A 19,409-nucleotide genomic window follows, 5' to 3' on the forward strand; every position below is an offset into this window, starting at 1 on the left:
TTTTATATAATTTGTTTTTTATTAGTCTTGACTATCTTTTTCCATTTTCTTAACTGAGTTCTGAAGTTTTTAAACGGAGCAACAGTATTGATATGTATCCACTTCCAAACCGGCCATTTTGCAGGTGTTGTTGCCCATTTTCTCTGTTCAGGAACAAATAAGGTTTTATCATCAAGCTTTTCAATCCATTCTATAATTTCATTGACCTGATTCCGGAGTATTTCTCTTTGCTCATGCAGGCTATAAGTGCCATATTGCTGATAAAAAGACTCGTACAACCCTTTTAAATTATTCCATTTGTATTCAGAAGTGGGTGTTTTTACTTCAATTCCTTTCTTTTCATCAGATTCCCATTGAAGCAGCAAACGTGTCCAACCAATCTGATAGGATATATTTTGCGATGGTGTTTTGTCAACTCCTGACTTTATCACATCCTTTTCATCTTCCTTGATGTCGTCAAATTCCTGATCATACAGAAGATATCTTTTCTTTAACTCTTCAATAAGTTCAGTCTTATCCTTATAGCTTTGCATGCTGTTTTATTTTCTCAATTTACTGAATGAAGCCATTAAATAAAATAAAAACGGAAGAATAAACAATGAACCTAGCATCAATGCCCATCCCAAGGCAGAAATTGTTTTTGGAGGAGCCATATGTTCTAAAAGTGAAAGATGCTGCCCGTTTCCTAATAAAATAATATCAGGATTATGCTGGTAGGTTGCTGCTACAAGGATCATTACAATTTGAAAACCGGCAAGCGCACGTACAGGAAGTAATTTCTGTTTGTTCATCGCTCGAAGAATAAGCAATAAGGCAACTGTAGCAAAAGCAATAGACATAATACCCAAAGGTTTTGAGAAGATCCACTTTAAAAGAGGAATATCTGAAATATATGCTGTTAAAAATACAAGAAGTCCGGTAATAACTACGAAGATCATGGTTTGCTTAGATTTTCTGATCATTAAAAGCAAATCAGCTTTATCACGAGTTTCTCTTAACGAAAAAATAGAGGCAAGATAAGCACAAAGGGCTACAGTAAATAAACCTACAGAAACTCCGAACCAATTCAGCCAGCTAAAAATATACAGATCCAGAAAAGTCGTAGCATCAGGATTAATGGATTGTGAAACAGTCGCAGCAGCTATTAACCCTAGAAAAAAAGGAGTTAAAAGACTAGCGTAGTAAAATATTTGGGTATACAGCACCTGCCAGTTGTCCTTTACAGCATCATAATGCCTAAAAGTAAAGGCTGTACCTCTTGCAATAATACCAAGGAGCATTAGTACCAAAGGGATATGCAGATAAGTAGACATCGTCGTATAAATTTCAGGGAAACCTACAAAAAGAATAACAATCGCGATGATTAACCACATATGATTGGCCTCCCATACAGGAGCAATGGATTCATACATAATTTCTTCTGTTTTGTGACGGGCTTTTTTGTGAGTAAAAAGTTCTACAATACCAGCCCCAAAGTCGGCCCCGCCCAAAATAACATAAAGACAGATAGAAAGCCAGAGAAAACCTATTACAATATAGATCATGATTTTTTATTTTTATCGTTAAACTGTGCGTCTGTAGGATCATAAAGCTTCGGAACCATTTGTATCTGTCTTTTTAAAAGGAAGATAAGAATAAGCGATAATGAAATGAAAATGGCTGTGAAGAAATAGAATGAATACTGTATTCCCGGCATTGGTGTTACCGCGTCTATTGTTCTCATGATACCATAAATAATCCAAGGCTGTCTTCCTACTTCGGTAACTGTCCATCCTGCTTCCAGAGCAATATATCCAAAAGGAGTTGCAATTAAAAATGTTTTTAAAAGCCAGTTTTTGGTAAGCCATTCTTTTTTGAAGAAGAAAGCATATAAATAGATTGCTCCAATAAAAATCATTACTACACCAAAGAAGATCATAATCTGAAAAGCATAATGAGTAACGGCAATTGGTGGCCATTCATCCTTTGGAAAATCTTTAAGCCCCTTTACTTCAGCATTGAAATCATTGCTCACAAGGAAGCTTAATACTTTAGGAATTTTAACGGCATACTTTATTTCTTCCTTTTCTTCATCAGGAATTCCACCAATAACAAAGGCTGCTCCTTTTTCTGTTTCAAAGTGGGCTTCCATTGCTGCTAGCTTAATAGGTTGTCTTTCTGCAACAGATTTTGCAGCAATATCACCGCTTAAAGGTGCTCCAAAGGCTCCGATAAGGGCAAAGCCTACTGCAATTCTAAAGGCTTTGGTATGAAATTCAACATTCTTTTTCCGCATAATCAAGAAAGCATGAACTCCTGCGACAGCAAATCCTGTAGCACAAAATGCGGCTACTGTCATGTGAAGAGCCTGCGGAAACCAAGCATCATTAAACATGGCTTTAATAGGATCTATATTAAGGTATTGGCCATTGATATAATCAAAACCGGTAGGAGAGTTCATCCATGCATTGGCGGCAACTACTAAAATTCCGGATGCAAGTCCGCTTACTCCTACAAGAAAACCACAGAACCAATGAAACCATTTATTGAATTTATCCCATCCATATAAAAAGAATCCAATGGCAATCGCTTCTATGAAAAATGCAGTTCCTTCCAAGGAAAAAGGCATCCCGAATATAGGACCTGCGTGTTTCATAAATCCGGGCCATAAAAGCCCCAATTCGAAGGAAAGCATTGTTCCGGAAACAGCTCCTGTAGCAAATAAGATAGCAACCCCTTTGCTCCAAGCCTTTGTTAATCCTTTATATACTTCATTATTGGTCTTTAAGTACTTCCAGTGGGCGAATGCCATTAAGAAAGGCATCACCATACCCACGCAGGAGAAAATGATATGAAACCCCAAAGAGAGGGCCATCTGCGCGCGGGCAGCAATAAAATCATCCATAATATCAACTTTTGAGTAAATAAATTTACGGATAAATTATTGATGTCTGGTATGATTTAAAACAGTTTAAATATGGAAAATAGACAATAACTTTAAATTTTTCTAATTACTAAAAAAATATTATTTTTGAACAAAATTAATAATTATGAAAAAAAGATTATTCCTTTGGCTGCTTTCATTACCAGTGATGAGCTATTGCCAATATTATGTAGGACACGATTTGTCCTACCCTATTACAGAATATGTTAGTGACAATTCATTTTATGCTGGAAAAGTAGACACGGATGGAAGCTCCTATATACATGTTGCAAATCTTATTAAGTTTACTTCTAATGGTACTGTATCTCTTGGTTTTGGAAATAATGGAATAGCACCTGTAATCCCAGTTGTATATAATGTTTCTTCAATAGGAATTAATGACCAATATGTATATTTAGGATCAAATACTAAAATCGGAAAATATGATAAATCGTCAGGAGCACCTGATTTGTCATTTGGTGTGAATGGTGTAGCAACAATTTTGTATGGTGTAGGTAAAATATATGCTCATCCCAATTCTTCATTGTTTGCAGAGAATTATGGCAAAATAATAAAGCTTTTGCCCAATGGTCAGAAAGATAATTCATTTAGTATTGATGCAAATAAGGATTATTATGTGATAGGGAATAGTATTTATGTGATTAATAGTCAGTCAAATTCTATTTATTATATAAAAAAATATGACCTGAATGGAGTACAGGATATTCAGTATGGAAATGGTGGAAGTTTACAGGTCTCTAATTGGATTTTTGATAAGATAAATGGAGAACTCTATGTAGAAGAATCTTCAGGAATAACAAGATATACGTCTTCAGGAGTACTTGATACTACTTTTGGAAATGGAGGGAACGTTCAGGTGTCCTTTCCTGGACTCATTAATTGTATTATTTCAGATTCAAACAATAATATTCTTTTTTTTGGAGGTTCTGCAAGTGCGGCGAATAATAAAAGTATGATTGTAAGACTGAAGCGTAATGGAGCCCTTGATAATACATTTAATAATGGAACTCATATATATGTTTTTCCAGGAGAAGGAAGTATTAAGGATGTCTCTTTACTGGATGATAATACATATGTATGTATAGAGGGAATGAGGCATTATAGATTTGGAGGTTTTGCAACCCGAACCAATAAGTATCTAAGAACTCAGGATCGTTCAAAGATTCAAACCTTAAGTGTGAAAGATGTCAATGTCACAAAGACAAACGTTCTTCAGGTATATCCTAGTCCTGCGACTGATTTTATTAAAATTGGGACTGGAAAGAATGATAAAATTACTAAAGTTAATATTTATGCAATAACAGGGGATTTAGTTCTTTCTACTGATAAGTCTGAAATTGATATTAAGCATTTATTAACAGGAACTTATATGATAGAAGCAAATCTTAATGGTGATATATACAAGAATAAGTTTATTAAAAAATAAGATTGATTCTAATTGCAGTTATTGATGGACTGCTATGAAAATATAAGCAGACTTCGGTCTGCTTTTTTTGTTTTTAACTCTACATTTTTTTGACATTTTTTAACTTTCATACCTCGAAAAAAATCACGATATTTGTAAGTCTTTGCATATAGCAAGATTTTAATATTTAATATGAGTCAAAAACAATATACAGCTAGTAGTATTCAGGCATTGGAAGGAATGGAGCACGTTCGTATGCGTCCTTCAATGTACATTGGTGATGTAGGAACAAGAGGTCTTCACCATTTGGTTTATGAAGTAGTAGATAACTCTATTGACGAAGCGTTGGCAGGGTACTGCGATACAATCTTTGTTGCCATTAAAGAAGGAAACGGAATTGAGGTAAGTGATAATGGTAGAGGTATTCCCGTTGATTTCCATGAGAAAGAGCAAAAATCTGCTCTTGAGGTTGTAATGACAAAGATTGGGGCCGGAGGTAAGTTCGATAAAGATTCTTATAAGGTTTCGGGAGGTCTTCACGGAGTAGGGGTTTCGTGTGTAAATGCACTTTCCAACGAAATGATCACTACTGTTTACAGAGACGGAAACGTTTACCAGCAGATATATTCAAAAGGTAAAGCTCAAACAGGAGTTGAAGAAATTGGTAATAGCGACAAAAGAGGAACAAAGCAGTTCTTCCAGCCGGATGATACTATTTTTACAGAATTAGTTTATAACTATGATACGTTAGCAACTCGTTTAAGAGAACTTTCTTATCTTAATAAAGGGATTACAATTACTCTTACCGACGAAAGAGAAAAACTGGAAGACGGATCTTTCAGAACTGAAATTTTTCACTCTGAGGGAGGATTAAAGGAATTTGTTGCCTACATTGACGGAAACCGTGAGTCTATTATGGAGCACGTAATCTTCATGGAAGGTGAAAGAGATGATATTCCCGTAGAAGTAGCAATGCGTTACAATACTTCTTTCAACGAAAATCTTCACTCTTATGTAAATAACATTAATACTCATGAGGGTGGTACTCACCTTGCAGGTTTCAGAAGAGCTTTAACAAGAACTCTAAAGAAATATGCAGATGAATTGGGACTTCCTGCAAAAGAAAAAGTTGAAATTACAGGAGATGACTTCCGTGAAGGATTAACAGCTGTAATTTCGGTAAAAGTAATGGAACCTCAGTTTGAAGGGCAGACCAAAACGAAATTAGGAAACTCTGAAGTTTCTGGTGCTGTAGATAAAATTGTAGGGGAGATGCTTACTAACTTCTTGGAAGAGAATCCTAACGAAGCTAAGATTATTGTTCAGAAAGTTGTTTTGGCTGCAAAGGCAAGACAGGCAGCAAAGAAAGCTCGTGAGATGGTTCAGAGAAAATCTCCTATGGGAGGTTCAGGTCTTCCAGGAAAGCTATCTGACTGTTCATCTAAAGACCCGGCAGAATCTGAATTGTTCCTTGTGGAGGGAGATTCCGCAGGTGGAACGGCTAAGCAGGGACGTGACAGACACTTCCAGGCTATTCTTCCATTGAGAGGTAAGATCTTAAACGTAGAGAAATCTATGCTTCATAAGGTATATGATAATGAAGAGATCAGAAATATATATACAGCTCTTGGTGTTTCTGTAGGAACAGAAGAAGATAGCAAAGCGTTGAATATGGCTAAGCTTAGATATCATAAGATTGTAATCATGACCGATGCCGATATTGATGGATCTCACATTTCTACCCTGATTCTTACATTCTTCTTCAGATATATGAAAGAACTTATTGAGAATGGATATATCTATATTGCTCAGCCGCCTTTATATCTATTAAAGAGAGGAAACAAAAAAGTGTATGCTTATAACGAAAAAGAACGTGAAGAGTTTACACTAGAAATGTCTCCGGATGGAAAAGGTGTTGAGGTACAACGTTACAAAGGTCTTGGGGAGATGAACCCTGAGCAGCTTTGGGAAACAACCCTTAATCCTGAGCACAGAATCTTGAAGCAGGTAACTATTGATAATGCTGTGGAAGCAGATAGTGTTTTCTCAATGTTGATGGGGGATGAGGTTCCGCCAAGAAGAGAATTTATTGAGAAAAATGCAAAGTATGCAAAAATTGATGCATAATCATTTTTAAAAATATATAAAAAAAGCTCCTAAATATTAGGAGCTTTTTTTATATTTGGGGATAACCAATAAAAAATAATAATATGTTAACTCTTTTACAAACAGACCCCTATAGTGGGGCAGATGCAGTTTCTGGAGCCGCTGCTGCAGGATTAGGGATCGGAACCATGTTCATGAGCCTTATATTCTACCTATTTTATGGGTATTGTATGTACAAAATATTCAAAAAAGCCGGCAGGGAAGATGCTTGGGCTGCCTTTGTTCCAATTTATAATATCATTGTATTGCTGGATATTGTAAAGAAACCAATTTGGTGGATCATCTTATTCTGTATTCCTTTCGTAAACTTATATGCATCGTGGGTCATCAATGATAGATTGGCGAAAGGTTTTTCAAAAGAAACTCCTCTTTACACAATTCTGTTGTTTTTCCTAGGATTTATTTTTATTCCGGTATTAGGACTTGGAAGTGATACTTTCAACAGTAAGAATATTCCAAATGACTAAAAAAAACTAAAAAGGTTAAAATATAGAAGACTCCAAACGCGGAGTCTTTTTTTGTTTTACTAGAGTAGTGTTTCATATTCTGGATGTTTTTACTTTACATCATAAAATAATAATATCATTGAAGACGGCCATACTTTTTGATTACGTCAGAAGATTATTTAGCTCTTTACATCTTTAATAATAATATATAAAATAAGGTTTTAAGTTGTGAAATTTCATTTATATTGTGTTTAATTATTTGATTTTTAATGCATTTTTATTTTTTTTTAAGTTATTATTAACAGTTATTAAGATTTTATTATTTTTGTGTAATTTTAATAACTATGATGAAAATATTATTTCTAGGGGCTTTATCTACAGCCTCAATTTACTTTGCTCAAACTTATCCTGCATCTTCAATCCCCGAAGATTTAAAGAAAAATGCAAATATTGTTATTCGAAAAGATTTCACCACTGTCCAGATCAATAAAATAGATGAAATAAAATATCAATATAATACAGTGACCACTGTTCTTAATAAAGATGGTGATGATAAGGCTGTAGCCTATATTCCTTATGACAAGTCAAGAAGTATTTCAGACATAAAGGTGACCATATATGATGAATTTGGAAAGAAAATAAAAAGCTATTCCAAATCGGACTTTGGTGACTTTGCAAACAATAGACAAGGAGTGTTTTATTCTGATAACAGAATTTTGGTATTTTCATATACTCCTGTTCAATATCCTTATACAATTGATTTTTCATATCAGTCAGAAAATAAGAATACCGTTTTTATTCCTGATTTTGTGCCATTTTACTCTACCAATACCTCTTTGGAAGATGGGCAGATGAAGATCATTAATACATCAGGCATTGATCTCCGAACTAAGATTTATCCATCAAAGTACAACTATACTTCAGTGATAGAAAGTGGCAACGGAAATGATAAAACATATTCCTACAAGAATGTACCTGCAATTGATGATGCTCCTTTGATTCCACAGCCTGTTAAAATATTACCGAGTGTAAATTTTGCTCTGACGAAATTCAATCTGGCAGGAAGACAGGGAACTTTAAACAATTGGAAAGATTTTGGAACATGGTATTACAATAACCTTGTAGAGCCCGCTTCAGTATCTACTCCCTCCATTAAAGCAGAAGTGGCGGCTTTGCAGCTTCAGGGGTCTGTGGAAGATAAAGTGAAGAAGATTTATCAGTATATGCAGAATAAAACCAGATATATATATGTAGGGCTGGGAATTGGTGGATGGTTGCCTATGATGCCGGAAGAAGTACATCAAAAAGGCTATGGAGACTGTAAGGGGCTTACCAATTATATGAAAACCCTTTTGAATGAAGCGGGAATACCATCTTACTATTGTGTCATCAATTCCGGATCTTCGCAGGTATCCTTTGATCCGGAATTTCCAACGATGGGAGGTAACCATGCTATTCTTATGGTACCAACTGAAAAAGGAAATATCTGGCTTGAAAATACCTCACAGCAGACTGCATTTAATCATTTGACGTATTCTACAACAGACAGAAATGTACTTTCCGTACAGAAAACAGGAATAGAACTCATAAATACACCTACTTATACCGCTGAACAAAACAAAGAAAAGCAGAAACTTAAGATAAAGATTGGTGAAGACAACGGAATTACAGGAGAAGGTAGCTTTTCCTATACCGGTAACCAATATGATTACAATCTTGGGTTTGTAAGCCTAAATCCAAAGGAAAAAAGTGAGGCATTGAAGAGACGGTTTGATGTTTTGAACTTTGAGAAAGTTGAAATGAAGAACCTTATCAATGATAGGGATAAGGCTGTTATTACTTATGATTTAGACTTTAAAACCAATAATTATTGTAAAAATGCAGGAAGCAGTCTCATATTCAGAGCTGTTCCAATTTACTCGGACAATATTTATAAAACAGAAGAGAACCGTGCACTTCCTTTCGAGATCGGGCAGTCTTTTGAAGATGAGTATGAAATAGGGTTTATTATTCCTAAAGGATATAAGATTGATGAAATTCCTAATGATATTACCATTAATTCAGAATTTGGGTATTATAAACTAAGCTTTGTTAAAAATGGAGAAGAGCTAAAGGTATTGAGGAAAATACAAGTCAATAAAGGAACCTATCCAAAAGAAAAATATAATGAATATGTAGGCTTCAGAAAAAAAACTATAAACATGGACAATTCAAAAATTTTAATTAGTAAAATATAAAGATGAAAAAAGTAGTATTAGTACTTATTTGCTCAGCTAATTTGGCTGTTGTAAAAGCACAGAAACATGAGTTCTTAAACCCACCCAAATTTTCCGATGCAGATTTATCCAAAGCAAAATCATTGTTAGATGAAAATGCTCCGGCTGAAATTCTGTATAAATCTGTTCATTACAGAATAGATGCATCTACAGGAGATTTGCATAAAGAATACGTGTATAGAGTTAAGATTTACAACAAGGATAAAGCTGAAGATTGGTTGAACGTTGAAGTTCCTCTTCGCCAAAGTGGAAGCGATTTGGAAACCCTGAATAAGTTTAAGGCGTTCACGTACAATCTTGAAGATGGAAAAGCTGTTCCGGTAAAAGTAGAAAAAAGCTCAAAATATAAAAGTAAAGAAAGCAAATATGTTACTGTAAACAAATTTGCCTTTCCTAATGTAAAGGATGGCTCCATATTAGAATATCAATATGAAGTACTATCTCCATTTGCATTCCTGTATTTAGTTCCTGAAGTCTTAATAGAATTAGATACCCCCTCTCTTTATACAGAATACGTTCTCGATTCTCCAGCCAATATTGCCTACAATATAAACTATACGGGAGAATTACTCCCTAAATATAGAGAAGTTGCAGACAAAACATTATATGGGACCCAGTACAAGACCTATAGATTTGGTTTCGAAAATGTAAAAGGTTTCAAAACAGAGAAGCATGTAAGAAACGACAGAAACTTCCGAACAAAAATTAGTGCTGAGCTTCACTCTACCCATTTTAGAGAACTTAAGCTTTACTCATCTTCATGGGATCAGATTAGTAAAAGGCTGAACGAGAATGAAGATTTTGGCGGTGAATTGAAAAAGACAAGATTGGCAAAAGAAAATATGCCGGCAGGAGTTTTAGAAATGAAAACTGATTTTGAAAAAGCCAATGCTATTCTTTCATATGTTCAAAAAACATTTACATGGAACAAAGACAGAGGAATTTATACTGATAATGGAATAAAAAAACTTCTGGAAACCAAATTAGGCAACGCTGCTGAGATTAACCTGTTCCTTGTTATGCTTTTCCGTGAAGCAGGAATTAAGTCTGATCCGTTAATCATTTCTACTGTTGATAATGGCTTAATCAATATGGTATCTCCAAACCTTACAAAAACGAATTTGGTATTGGCATCTGTAGAGATCAATAAACAGCTTCATATCTATGACGCTACTTCTAAGCAGTCTTCTATGGACGAGCTTCCTTTGAAAGATTGGAACCAGTATGGGGTTTTATTAGCTAAAGATAATGTTTCACAGATTCAGATGACCAACATGAAGTCAAGCAATACCTACCTGACTGTTGATGCAAAGATCAATGATGATGGGAGTATTTCCGGATCTTATTCTGATAAAGATACTGGAGCTTATGCCATGTATGTAAAGGATAGCTATGACGAAAACGCTGAAAAATATAAAAAGCAGTACAAAGAAAACTTTTCAATAGATTTCACAGGAATTGATTCAAAAGTTTTAGAAAATGGTGAATTTGAAAGTACAATGAAATTCTCTTCTTCAAATTTAATTGATAGAATAGGAAAGAAGATGATCATCAACCCAATGTTGTTTTTAAGCAAAACATCCAATGAGTTTGATCAGACAGAAACCCGAAAATATCCTATTGATTTTGGATCTCCTACTACAAAGGTGAAAAAGGTAATCCTTGAAATCCCGGCTGGATATGTAATTGAAGAAATGCCTAAGAACAAAAAGATTGTTACTGAAGATAAAGAAATAGAATACAGCTACGCAATCGAACAAAAAGGAAATAAACTGGAAGTTACCAGCACTACAAAAATCTCCAGTGCAGATTATCCTAAAGAATATTACCCTGCATTTAAGCAAATCTGGGGGGTAGCCTCAAAACAGGAAAATCAGGTAATCAGTTTAGTTAAAAAATCATAACCGGCAGATTTTAACCTTATTTTGTAAAAAAGAATAATTTTCTAAAAAACCATTCATCTTTTGAATGGTTTTTGTATTGAATAGCAAAAATTAAGATTATGAAAAACAGCATTGCCGTTCTGGCTCTTTCTTCATTCTTTGTTTTTTCCGCCTGCAATAAAAAGGATGCAGCAGCAGTATCAACGGAGAAAATAGTAGATAAAAACAATGAATTTGTTGTAGACTCTGTTATGATAAAAGACTCTACAAAAGTTAGCGATTCGTTAAAGCTGGCCTTTACTTCAAAGTTATTGGTATTTCCTGGCTTAAAAGATAAAGCACTTTTGGACAGTATCTATTTTCAGAATGAAAAAATAAAGGGTTTTTCAAAAGCCGGACTGCAGGCGTATCTTGAAAATAAAAGGAACAGTTATTTCAGTACCATGAAAAATGATAATAAAGATTGGTATTCAGATATGACCTATGCTCAGGAATGGTATTCAAGTTCATATATGAACCTCAAATCCATTACCAATGGCTATATGCATATTCAATATATGACAAGCGCGTACATAGGTGGCGCCCATGATGAGTATGGATTTTCAGAAAGAGTTTTTGACCTTAATAATCATAAAAAGTTAGAATTAAAGGATATTACTTCAATGCCTGAAAACAAGCTTGAAGGAATGCTAATGAAGAATCTCGATAAGATCAACAGTGGAGCAACGGATGAGAACGAAGAAGTAAAGAATTCAGAAATGTTGTTGGTAGAAAAGATTCCCGTATCAGATAACTTCTATTTTGATGAAAAAAATCTGTATTTCCATTATAGTCCGTATGAAATTGCAGCTTTTGCAGCTGGAGATATTACCATTCCTATTTCCTGGGAAGAGCTAAATGGCACAATAAATGCAGAATTTAAAGAAAGAATGAAAATTAAGTAAATTAATGCTTCCGGTTTCAGGAAGCATTTTCTATTTTTGCGGTAATGGAAAAAGTAGCTTTTATCATCAATCCTTTTTCGGCCAAAAAGAATTATCAGCCGTTTTTGAAAGAACTTAAAAATAAGGTTGGTAACCCTCTGTATTACGTCTCCGAATCTATTCCGGGAACAGATGAATTCATCAAAACCCATTTTGATGAAATAGATATCTTTGTGGCCATTGGGGGGGATGGTACCATTTCTACCGTTGCTAAAAATTTGATCTCTACAGATAAGATTCTGGCTATTTTTCCGGCAGGTTCCGGTAATGGATTTTCCAATGAGACCCGTTTCAGTAAGAATCTGGATGAGCTTTTAGAGAAAATAAAGGCAAAACAATCCAGAAAAATTGACACATTCACGGTGAATGACAGGCTTTCCATCAATGTTTCAGGAACAGGCTTCGATGGGAAGGTGGTGAAGGAGTTTGAAAAAACCAGCCGTGGCTTCAAAAACTATATTAAGGTTTCCCTGAAGACATTCTTTAACTATAGGCCGATTAAGGTGACTTTCCTTGATAAGGAACATCAGCAGTACAACGGTAGATACCTTATGCTGAATATTGCCAATACCCGCCAGTTCGGAAATAATGCCTATATCGCACCTAAGGCTAGTAAAAGTGACGGTTTAGTAGATATGGTTCTTGTTAAAAAGTTTCCTTTGACTTATTCCGCTTTGTTTGCTTTCAGAATGTTTACCAAAAGGCTAAAGGATGATGAATACGTTACTTATCTTCCGGTTTCAGAAATATCATTCAAGGTAAATACTAAAAATTGGCATCTTGACGGAGAATTTAATAAAATAGAATCCCCTATTCACGTTAAGGTACAGCCTGCCAGTCTGAATATTCTCGTTTAAAACTCCAAGGAGTAAAAGTTAGAGTTTAGGAATGTTTCAGGGATGCAGTGTTTGGTGTAGAATATAAATTATAGAATGAAATTTACAATTCACTTGCGAAACATTCCTCACCATTAGCGATAAACTAATCCCTGATAATATCTGCTAAAATTACATTTCCATCTCTTTTTCAATCTCATGCGGATGGTTCAGGCAATAATGAAACTGCTCTTTATCAAGTTGTTTTTCCCAATTAGCAACCACTACTGTAGCCACAGAGTTTCCAATCACATTCGTAAGAGCTCTGCATTCACTCATAAACTTATCAATTCCAAGAATCAATGTCATTCCTGCAATCGGAATTTCCGGAACAACCGCTAATGTAGCCGCTAAAGTCACAAACCCGGCACCTGTAACACCAGCAGCGCCTTTTGAACTTAGCATAGCCACCAAAAGAAGCATCAATTGCTTTTCAATGGGAAGATGGATATTGAGTGCCTGTGCTATGAATAACGAAGCAAGAGTCATATAAATATTGGTTCCATCCAGATTAAAAGAATAACCTGTAGGGACTACCAAACCTACTATTGCCCGCGAACATCCTGCTTTTTCCAACTTTTCCATGATTCCCGGAAGCGCAGATTCTGAAGAACTGGTTCCCAAGACCAAAAGAAGTTCCTCTTTAAGGTAAATTAATAACTTGAAAATATTAAATCCATTATACCAAGCAACAGCTCCTAGAACTAATGCCACAAAAAGGAAAGAAGTAATATAGAATGTACCTACCAAAAAAATCAGATTCAGTACAGAATGAAGTCCATATTTTCCAATAGTAAAAGCCATAGCCCCAAAAGCGCCTATTGGGGCAAGCTTCATCAGCATATGAACAATCTTGAATATAGGAGTAGACAGATCCTGAAGAAAATCAGTTACTTTCTGGCTTTTTTCCTTTGTTAAAACCAGTGCAACACCCATTAAAATTGCGACAAGAAGAACCTGAAGGATATTATCACCAATTAAAGGACTAAAAAGCGTTTCAGGAATAATATTCATGATGAATCCTGTTAATGAAGATTCATGAGCTTTCTCCTGATATTGAGCTACATCTCCTGAAAGGGTAGCAGGGTCAATATTAAAACCGTGGCCGGGTTGTAAAATATTTCCAACAAACAAACCGATAATTAGGGCTAGGGTAGAGAACGTAAAAAAATAGATCATTGCCTTTATTGCAATTCTTCCCACCTTTTTAAGGTCTGTCATATGGGCAATTCCTAACGTAAGGGTGATAAAAATGACCGGAGCAATGATCATCTTTACCAATTTGATAAAGCCATCGCCTAAAGGTTTCATTTTTTCTCCTAATTCAGGATAGAATCTTCCCAGAATAATACCTGCAACTATTGCTATAATAACCTGAAAATAAAGCTGATTGTGTATTTTTTTTGCTTTCAAAGAACAGTCGTTTTATTTTTTTTAAGGCCGAAAATTAAGAAATTTTATCTAAAAACATGATAAAAGTCATTAAAAATACACTGTGTTAATGTTGATGGGATATAAAAAGTTCGGCTTCATTTTAAATGAAGCCGAACTTTTATTGATTGTATGTGACAAAAGAAATTATTCCACAGCAACGGAGTCATCTCCACGGCCGTCTGCTACGGCATGGATATTTCCATTCTCGTCAATAACAATTATTTCTGTTTTTCCGATGTATTTTGTTTTTTCAATGACATAGTTTTTACTTTTCAGATCAGCAATGGTGCTTTCAGGAAAGTTATTTTCTACTGTTATGGTTTCCGGAAGCCACTGGTGGTGAAATTTAGGAGCATTTACGGAAATATTGGCGTTTAATTTAAAATCTACCACATTTATAATAGACTGATATACTGAAGTTGGAATCGTAGTTCCTCCCGGAGTTCCTACTACCATATAAGGTTTCCCGTTTTTAAGCAGGATTGTTGGTGTCATGGAAGAGAGCATTCTTTTATTAGGCTGGATAGAATTTGCCTCACCGCCTACCGCTCCAAACATATTCGGAATCCCAGGTTTTATGGAGAAATCGTCCATTTCGTTATTTAAAAAGAAACCGGCTCCGGAAACCAATACCTTGCTTCCGTAATAACCGTTAAGGGTAGTCGTTACAGAAGCAGCATTTCCATCCTTGTCAAGTACGGAAATATGGGTAGTCTGCGTAGATTCCTTTGGTTGTGGTATGATTTTGCCAACTTCTGCACTTGGAGTGGCTTTGTCGAAGCTAAAGCTTTTCCATCTATTCTTCAGGTATTCATCTGAAATAAGGTAAGATGTTTTGTCCTGGATAAAATCCGGATCACCCATATATTCCGCTCTGTCTGCAAATGCTCTTCTTTCTGCCTCGGTCATAATCTGAACAGCTTTTGTAGAGTTTTGCTGATACTTTTCAAGATTTTCAAAACTAGCCATTCTGAGCATCTGGGCTAGAAGAACACCGCCACTTGATGGTAAAGGCATCGTTACAACATTGTTTCCTTTGTACTCAAATTCAAGGGCTTTTCTCTCCGCAACTTTATAATTTTTAAGATCCTCCAGTGTGATGATTCCGTTGCCTCTTTTCATTTCAGCAACCAGAAGTTCAGCTGTTTTTCCTTCGTAAAAACCTTTTGCACCCAGTTTTTGGATAAGCTTTAAAGTCTCAGCTAAGTCTTTTTGAATCAATAGATCACCGGCTTTCCAAGGGGAGTCTTTTACAAAAATGATAGCAGATTTATTGTGCTTCTGAAATTTTTCTCTTTGGTTGTTCAGCATTTCTGCTTCTTTATCCGTGATGGCAAATCCTTTTTCTGCAAGATCAATTGCGGGCTGGATAATCTTCTCCATAGGCAGTTTGCAATACTTCAGTGTAGCAAAAAAACCAGCCACACTTCCCGGAATGCCTACTGCTAATCTTCCGTTTTGGGAAAGATCTGTATCTGCTTTTCCTTTTTTATCGATATACATGTCTCTGGATGCTTTCTTAGGAGCTGTTTCCCTGTAATCCAGCGTGAATTTTTCACCATTATTTTTAACACCCACTAAAAAACCTCCACCACCGATATTTCCGGCTTGTGGATACACAACAGCCAATGCATATTGTGTAGCAGTCACAGCATCATAGGCATTTCCTCCCATTTTAAGGATTTTAGCACCTGCTTCACTGGCTAACGGGTGGGCAGATACCACTACGCCTTTGTTTTTTACCTGTACTTCCTTGATAATGTTGATGTCTGTAAACTGTGACCAGGAAAAATTATAGGCGAGAAGTGTAGCGACTAAAAATATTTTCTTCATAAAATGATACTTTTAAAGCAAAAGTATCAATTTTAAAATAGAGTCATATATAGAGTCAATAAATAAAATGAAGAAAATATTCTTGTTTTATTAAATTATTAGGTGATTTGTTTATTTGTTATTTATTTTGTAATAAAATAGTAAAAATATGTTTGAATATTTTCAAAAATTAATTATTTTTTTGATTATTATGTTTATTTTGAATGTTAATTTATATACATTTGAAAAAAAAGCATATGAAAAAAAATTACCAGAAAATTGTTTTGGTGGGGGCATTGTTTTTTGTTTCGGCAAATGTTATCGCTCAAACCAATGATTCCCTAAGTGTTAAAAGCGTAGATGAAGTAAAAATTACAGTTGGTTCCAGAAATAAGGCCAGGGTAGCAACTGATACCCCGGTACCTGTAGATGTAATTAATATCGGGTCGCAATCAGTACTAAGTCCGCAGACTGACCTTAACCAAATTTTGAATTACGCCGCCCCTTCTTTTACTTCAAACTCTACAACTGTTGCAGATGGAACAGATCATGTGGATCCTGCGCAATTAAGAGGTTTAGGGCCGGATCAGGTGTTGGTTTTACTTAATGGAAAAAGAAGACATACTTCCTCACTGGTTAATATTAATGGTTCTCCCGGAAGAGGATCTGTAGGAACCGACTTAAATGCTATTCCGGCATTTGCAATTGAAAGATTGGAAGTGCTAAGGGATGGGGCTTCGGCACAATACGGTTCTGATGCTATTGCGGGGGTGATTAATGTGGTTATGAAGAAGAATACCAACGCTTTTACGGCAGCAATTACTGGAGGAGGATTTAATTCGAAAGGAGCTAATGATCATTACGGAGGATGGGATGGCGGAAAGTATCAGCTGGATTTGAATTATGGGACCAAAATTGGCAAGAGTGGGTTTATTAATTTTACTGCAAATTTACTGAGTAGAGATGATACGAGAAGGGCAAAAGCAGCTACCGGTGAGATTTTTAATGCTTATAATGCCATTGAGCAAAGAGCTCTAGAAAACGGAGTAAATATTTCGTCTCTTTTTGAAAATATCAATAATACACCCAATACGACACAAATAATAGATTATATACATAAGTACGCTCCCAGTGTAAGCTATTTTACAGCAGCACAGCAGGCTGGGATTCAATCTGCCAGTACAATTTCTGAATTACAAAATCTTCTAAAGGGAGATGTTACAGAAAATGAACTTGCTTACAGAGGTTTAGCAAGAGATGATTTTAATATGAGAGTCGGACAGTCTAAGCTTGGATCTGGTCAGTTTTTTGTGAACTCTGAATTTGATATTTCCTCAGCCGTTCGAGGGTATGCTTTTGGAGGTATTTCTTACAGAAGTGGTAATGCTGCCGGTTTTTACAGAAGACCTAATCAAAACAGAACCTCAACTTCTATATATCCTAATGGTTTCCTGCCAGAAATAGCCTCGGATGTTATAGATCTTTCGTTTGCTGCTGGGTTTAAAGGGAAGTTGGGAAATATTAATTATGATATCAGCAATACTTTTGGACAAAACACTTTTGATTATACTATAAAAAATACTGCCAATGCCTCCATGCGATATCCAAATAAAAGAGAATTTGATGCAGGCGGTTTAGGATTCTCTCAAAATACCATCAATGCAGATTTTGATACGAAAATAGACTGGCTGAAAGGTTTTAATGTTGCTTTTGGAGGGGAAATGAGGTTTGAAAAATACAAAATAGAAAATGGAGAAGAGGCTTCATGGGCTCTTTATGATATTAACGGAAATATTCAGACTCCTACAACTGTGGCAATTCTAAAGCCTACTGATTTTTTAGGGGCTGCCAGACCAGGGGGAGCGCAGGTGTTTCCTGGTTTTCGCCCTGAGAATGCACTAAATAAAGGAAGACATTCTGTTGCGGTGTATGTGGATACGGAGTTGGATGTAACTGACAGATGGCTAATGAGTGCTGCGCTTAGGTTTGAAAACTACTCGGATTTCGGGTCTACATTTAATTATAAACTAGCAACAAGATATAAGCTTACTGATCATATCAATCTAAGGGCAGCACATTCTACAGGATTCAGAGCGCCTTCCTTACAGCAAATGTATTTTAATGCCACTGCTACGCAGTTTGTAGGTGGAGTACCATATGAAGTAGGAACTTTTTCAAATGATTCTGATGCGGCCAGATATCTAGGGATTCCACAATTGAAGCAAGAGGAGTCAACGAGTTATTCTGCAGGTTTTACAGCTAAGATTCCACAAGCAAACCTGACGTTTACAGTGGATGGTTATTATATTAAAATTAAAAACAGGGTGGTTTTAACAGATCAGTTTTCTAGGCCGTCAGGAACCTATCCGGTGGGAAGTGATTTTTGGAATTTGCAGGCAGCCTTCGATAAAGCGAATGCTAATGCTGCTACCTTTTTTGCTAATGCAATAGATACCCAGACTAAAGGTATTGAAGGGGTGGTTTCACATAAGGCTAATTTTTCTGAAAGGTTTTCTTTGAATTCAGACTTTGCAGTTACTGTTTCGAAAACTAACAGAGTAGGAGATATTCATGGTTCTGATGTTTTAATCAAAGCCGGACAGGTAAACAGGTATTATTCAGAATCCAGTCGTGTGTATCTTGAAGAAGCAGTTCCAAGATTCAAGGCTTCTCTGAATAATGCTTTAGAGATTGATAAATTTAGCCTATTGTTGAGAAATGTTTATTTTGGTGAAGTTACAGATCCTAATACGATGGATGCCAATGGAGATGGTATTGTAAGCGGAGAAATTATTAACGGGCAGGCTGTTGCTACTGAACATCCGGTTTGGGGAGGGAAAGTGATTACAGACTTATCTGTAGGTTATAAGTTTAGTAAAAACCTTAAGCTAACAATAGGAGCTAATAATTTATTTGATATTTATCCGGATAAAAACTATGGCCCAACAGTAGTGAAAACTCCTTCTTTGGATTCATCTGGTAATCTGGTGTATGTGAATACTTCTACTATTGATCTCTCTAATCAAAACCAGTTTATATACTCCAGGAATGTTTCTCAATTTGGAATGAATGGAAGATTTCTTTTTGCCAGAGTGAATCTTAATTTTTAAACAATATTTTTCTTAGGATTATAAAAGGTATGCGAAAGTGTACCTTTTTTGCTTGGATTGGCTTGATTTTTTTACTTTTGTACAATTCTAAAAAAA

General features: G+C 35.6%; 13 protein-coding genes. 8 read left to right on the forward strand and 5 right to left on the reverse strand.

From position 1 onward, the window contains the following. Positions 1 to 2: 2 nt before the first annotated feature. From EG359_RS21935 to EG359_RS21945, 3 genes are read right to left on the reverse strand one after another with little or no spacing between them, the layout of a single operon-like run. Positions 3 to 533 carry a ClbS/DfsB family four-helix bundle protein gene (locus tag EG359_RS21935; protein ID WP_076354049.1) on the reverse strand — a complete coding sequence of 177 codons (531 nt, stop codon included), beginning with the start codon at positions 531 to 533 and terminating at the stop codon, positions 3 to 5. A gap of 6 nt (positions 534 to 539) precedes the next feature. After that, positions 540 to 1,544 (reverse strand): cytochrome d ubiquinol oxidase subunit II, encoded by a 1,005-nt coding sequence (locus tag EG359_RS21940; RefSeq protein ID WP_076354051.1) that lies wholly within the window; start codon positions 1,542 to 1,544, stop codon positions 540 to 542. Next, positions 1,541 to 2,884: a cytochrome ubiquinol oxidase subunit I gene (locus EG359_RS21945; RefSeq protein WP_076354053.1), complete on the reverse strand. Its 1,344-nt coding sequence runs from the start codon at positions 2,882 to 2,884 to the stop codon at positions 1,541 to 1,543. Before EG359_RS21945 ends, EG359_RS21940 begins: the two co-directional genes overlap by 4 nt. A 145-nt stretch (positions 2,885 to 3,029) precedes the next feature. On the opposite strand from EG359_RS21945, the gene EG359_RS21950 reads away from it, so the two are divergent. From EG359_RS21950 to EG359_RS21980, 7 genes are all read left to right on the forward strand, one after another. Further along, on the forward strand, positions 3,030 to 4,349 hold the full coding sequence (locus EG359_RS21950; RefSeq protein WP_076354055.1) for a T9SS type A sorting domain-containing protein: 1,320 nt from the start codon (positions 3,030 to 3,032) through the stop codon (positions 4,347 to 4,349). A gap of 171 nt (positions 4,350 to 4,520) precedes the next feature. Then, positions 4,521 to 6,455 carry a DNA topoisomerase (ATP-hydrolyzing) subunit B gene (gene gyrB, locus EG359_RS21955; RefSeq protein WP_076354057.1) on the forward strand — a complete coding sequence of 645 codons (1,935 nt, stop codon included), beginning with the start codon at positions 4,521 to 4,523 and terminating at the stop codon, positions 6,453 to 6,455. An 83-nt stretch (positions 6,456 to 6,538) separates the two neighbouring features. Continuing rightward, on the forward strand, positions 6,539 to 6,961 hold the full coding sequence (locus EG359_RS21960; protein WP_076354059.1) for a DUF5684 domain-containing protein: 423 nt from the start codon (positions 6,539 to 6,541) through the stop codon (positions 6,959 to 6,961). A gap of 323 nt (positions 6,962 to 7,284) precedes the next feature. Then, positions 7,285 to 9,177 (forward strand): DUF3857 domain-containing transglutaminase family protein, encoded by a 1,893-nt coding sequence (locus tag EG359_RS21965; protein ID WP_076354061.1) that lies wholly within the window; start codon positions 7,285 to 7,287, stop codon positions 9,175 to 9,177. Between the two features lie 2 nt (positions 9,178 to 9,179). Further along, positions 9,180 to 11,120, forward strand: coding sequence for a transglutaminase-like domain-containing protein (locus EG359_RS21970; protein WP_076354063.1), 1,941 nt, complete (start codon positions 9,180 to 9,182; stop codon positions 11,118 to 11,120). Between the two features lie 98 nt (positions 11,121 to 11,218). After that, positions 11,219 to 12,043: an RsiV family protein gene (locus tag EG359_RS21975; protein ID WP_076354065.1), complete on the forward strand. Its 825-nt coding sequence runs from the start codon at positions 11,219 to 11,221 to the stop codon at positions 12,041 to 12,043. A 44-nt stretch (positions 12,044 to 12,087) separates the two neighbouring features. Next, positions 12,088 to 12,939, forward strand: coding sequence for a diacylglycerol/lipid kinase family protein (locus tag EG359_RS21980; protein ID WP_076354067.1), 852 nt, complete (start codon positions 12,088 to 12,090; stop codon positions 12,937 to 12,939). A 150-nt stretch (positions 12,940 to 13,089) separates the two neighbouring features. Here EG359_RS21980 and EG359_RS21985 read toward each other — a convergent pair whose 3' ends face one another. Next, positions 13,090 to 14,370, reverse strand: coding sequence for a dicarboxylate/amino acid:cation symporter (locus EG359_RS21985; protein WP_076354069.1), 1,281 nt, complete (start codon positions 14,368 to 14,370; stop codon positions 13,090 to 13,092). A gap of 165 nt (positions 14,371 to 14,535) precedes the next feature. Continuing rightward, positions 14,536 to 16,224: a gamma-glutamyltransferase gene (ggt, locus tag EG359_RS21990; protein ID WP_076354071.1), complete on the reverse strand. Its 1,689-nt coding sequence runs from the start codon at positions 16,222 to 16,224 to the stop codon at positions 14,536 to 14,538. Between the two features lie 236 nt (positions 16,225 to 16,460). Here ggt and EG359_RS21995 point away from each other — a divergent pair, with 236 nt between their 5' ends. Beyond that, on the forward strand, positions 16,461 to 19,313 hold the full coding sequence (locus EG359_RS21995; RefSeq protein WP_076354377.1) for a TonB-dependent receptor plug domain-containing protein: 2,853 nt from the start codon (positions 16,461 to 16,463) through the stop codon (positions 19,311 to 19,313). The last annotated feature ends 96 nt before the right edge of the window (positions 19,314 to 19,409 follow it).

It is taken from the genome of Chryseobacterium joostei, from assembly GCF_003815775.1.
Classification (GTDB): domain Bacteria; phylum Bacteroidota; class Bacteroidia; order Flavobacteriales; family Weeksellaceae; genus Chryseobacterium; species Chryseobacterium joostei.

Coding starts and splice junctions, on each gene's coding strand:
- ggt (WP_076354071.1), bottom strand. CDS start 16,224: ATGAAGAAAATATTTTTAGTCGCTACACTTCTCGCCTATAATTTTTCC.
- EG359_RS21960 (WP_076354059.1), top strand. CDS start 6,539: ATGTTAACTCTTTTACAAACAGACCCCTATAGTGGGGCAGATGCAGTT.
- EG359_RS21980 (WP_076354067.1), top strand. CDS start 12,088: ATGGAAAAAGTAGCTTTTATCATCAATCCTTTTTCGGCCAAAAAGAAT.
- EG359_RS21940 (WP_076354051.1), bottom strand. CDS start 1,544: ATGATCTATATTGTAATAGGTTTTCTCTGGCTTTCTATCTGTCTTTAT.
- EG359_RS21975 (WP_076354065.1), top strand. CDS start 11,219: ATGAAAAACAGCATTGCCGTTCTGGCTCTTTCTTCATTCTTTGTTTTT.
- EG359_RS21945 (WP_076354053.1), bottom strand. CDS start 2,884: ATGGATGATTTTATTGCTGCCCGCGCGCAGATGGCCCTCTCTTTGGGG.
- EG359_RS21965 (WP_076354061.1), top strand. CDS start 7,285: ATGATGAAAATATTATTTCTAGGGGCTTTATCTACAGCCTCAATTTAC.
- EG359_RS21995 (WP_076354377.1), top strand. CDS start 16,461: ATGAAAAAAAATTACCAGAAAATTGTTTTGGTGGGGGCATTGTTTTTT.
- EG359_RS21970 (WP_076354063.1), top strand. CDS start 9,180: ATGAAAAAAGTAGTATTAGTACTTATTTGCTCAGCTAATTTGGCTGTT.
- EG359_RS21935 (WP_076354049.1), bottom strand. CDS start 533: ATGCAAAGCTATAAGGATAAGACTGAACTTATTGAAGAGTTAAAGAAA.
- gyrB (WP_076354057.1), top strand. CDS start 4,521: ATGAGTCAAAAACAATATACAGCTAGTAGTATTCAGGCATTGGAAGGA.
- EG359_RS21950 (WP_076354055.1), top strand. CDS start 3,030: ATGAAAAAAAGATTATTCCTTTGGCTGCTTTCATTACCAGTGATGAGC.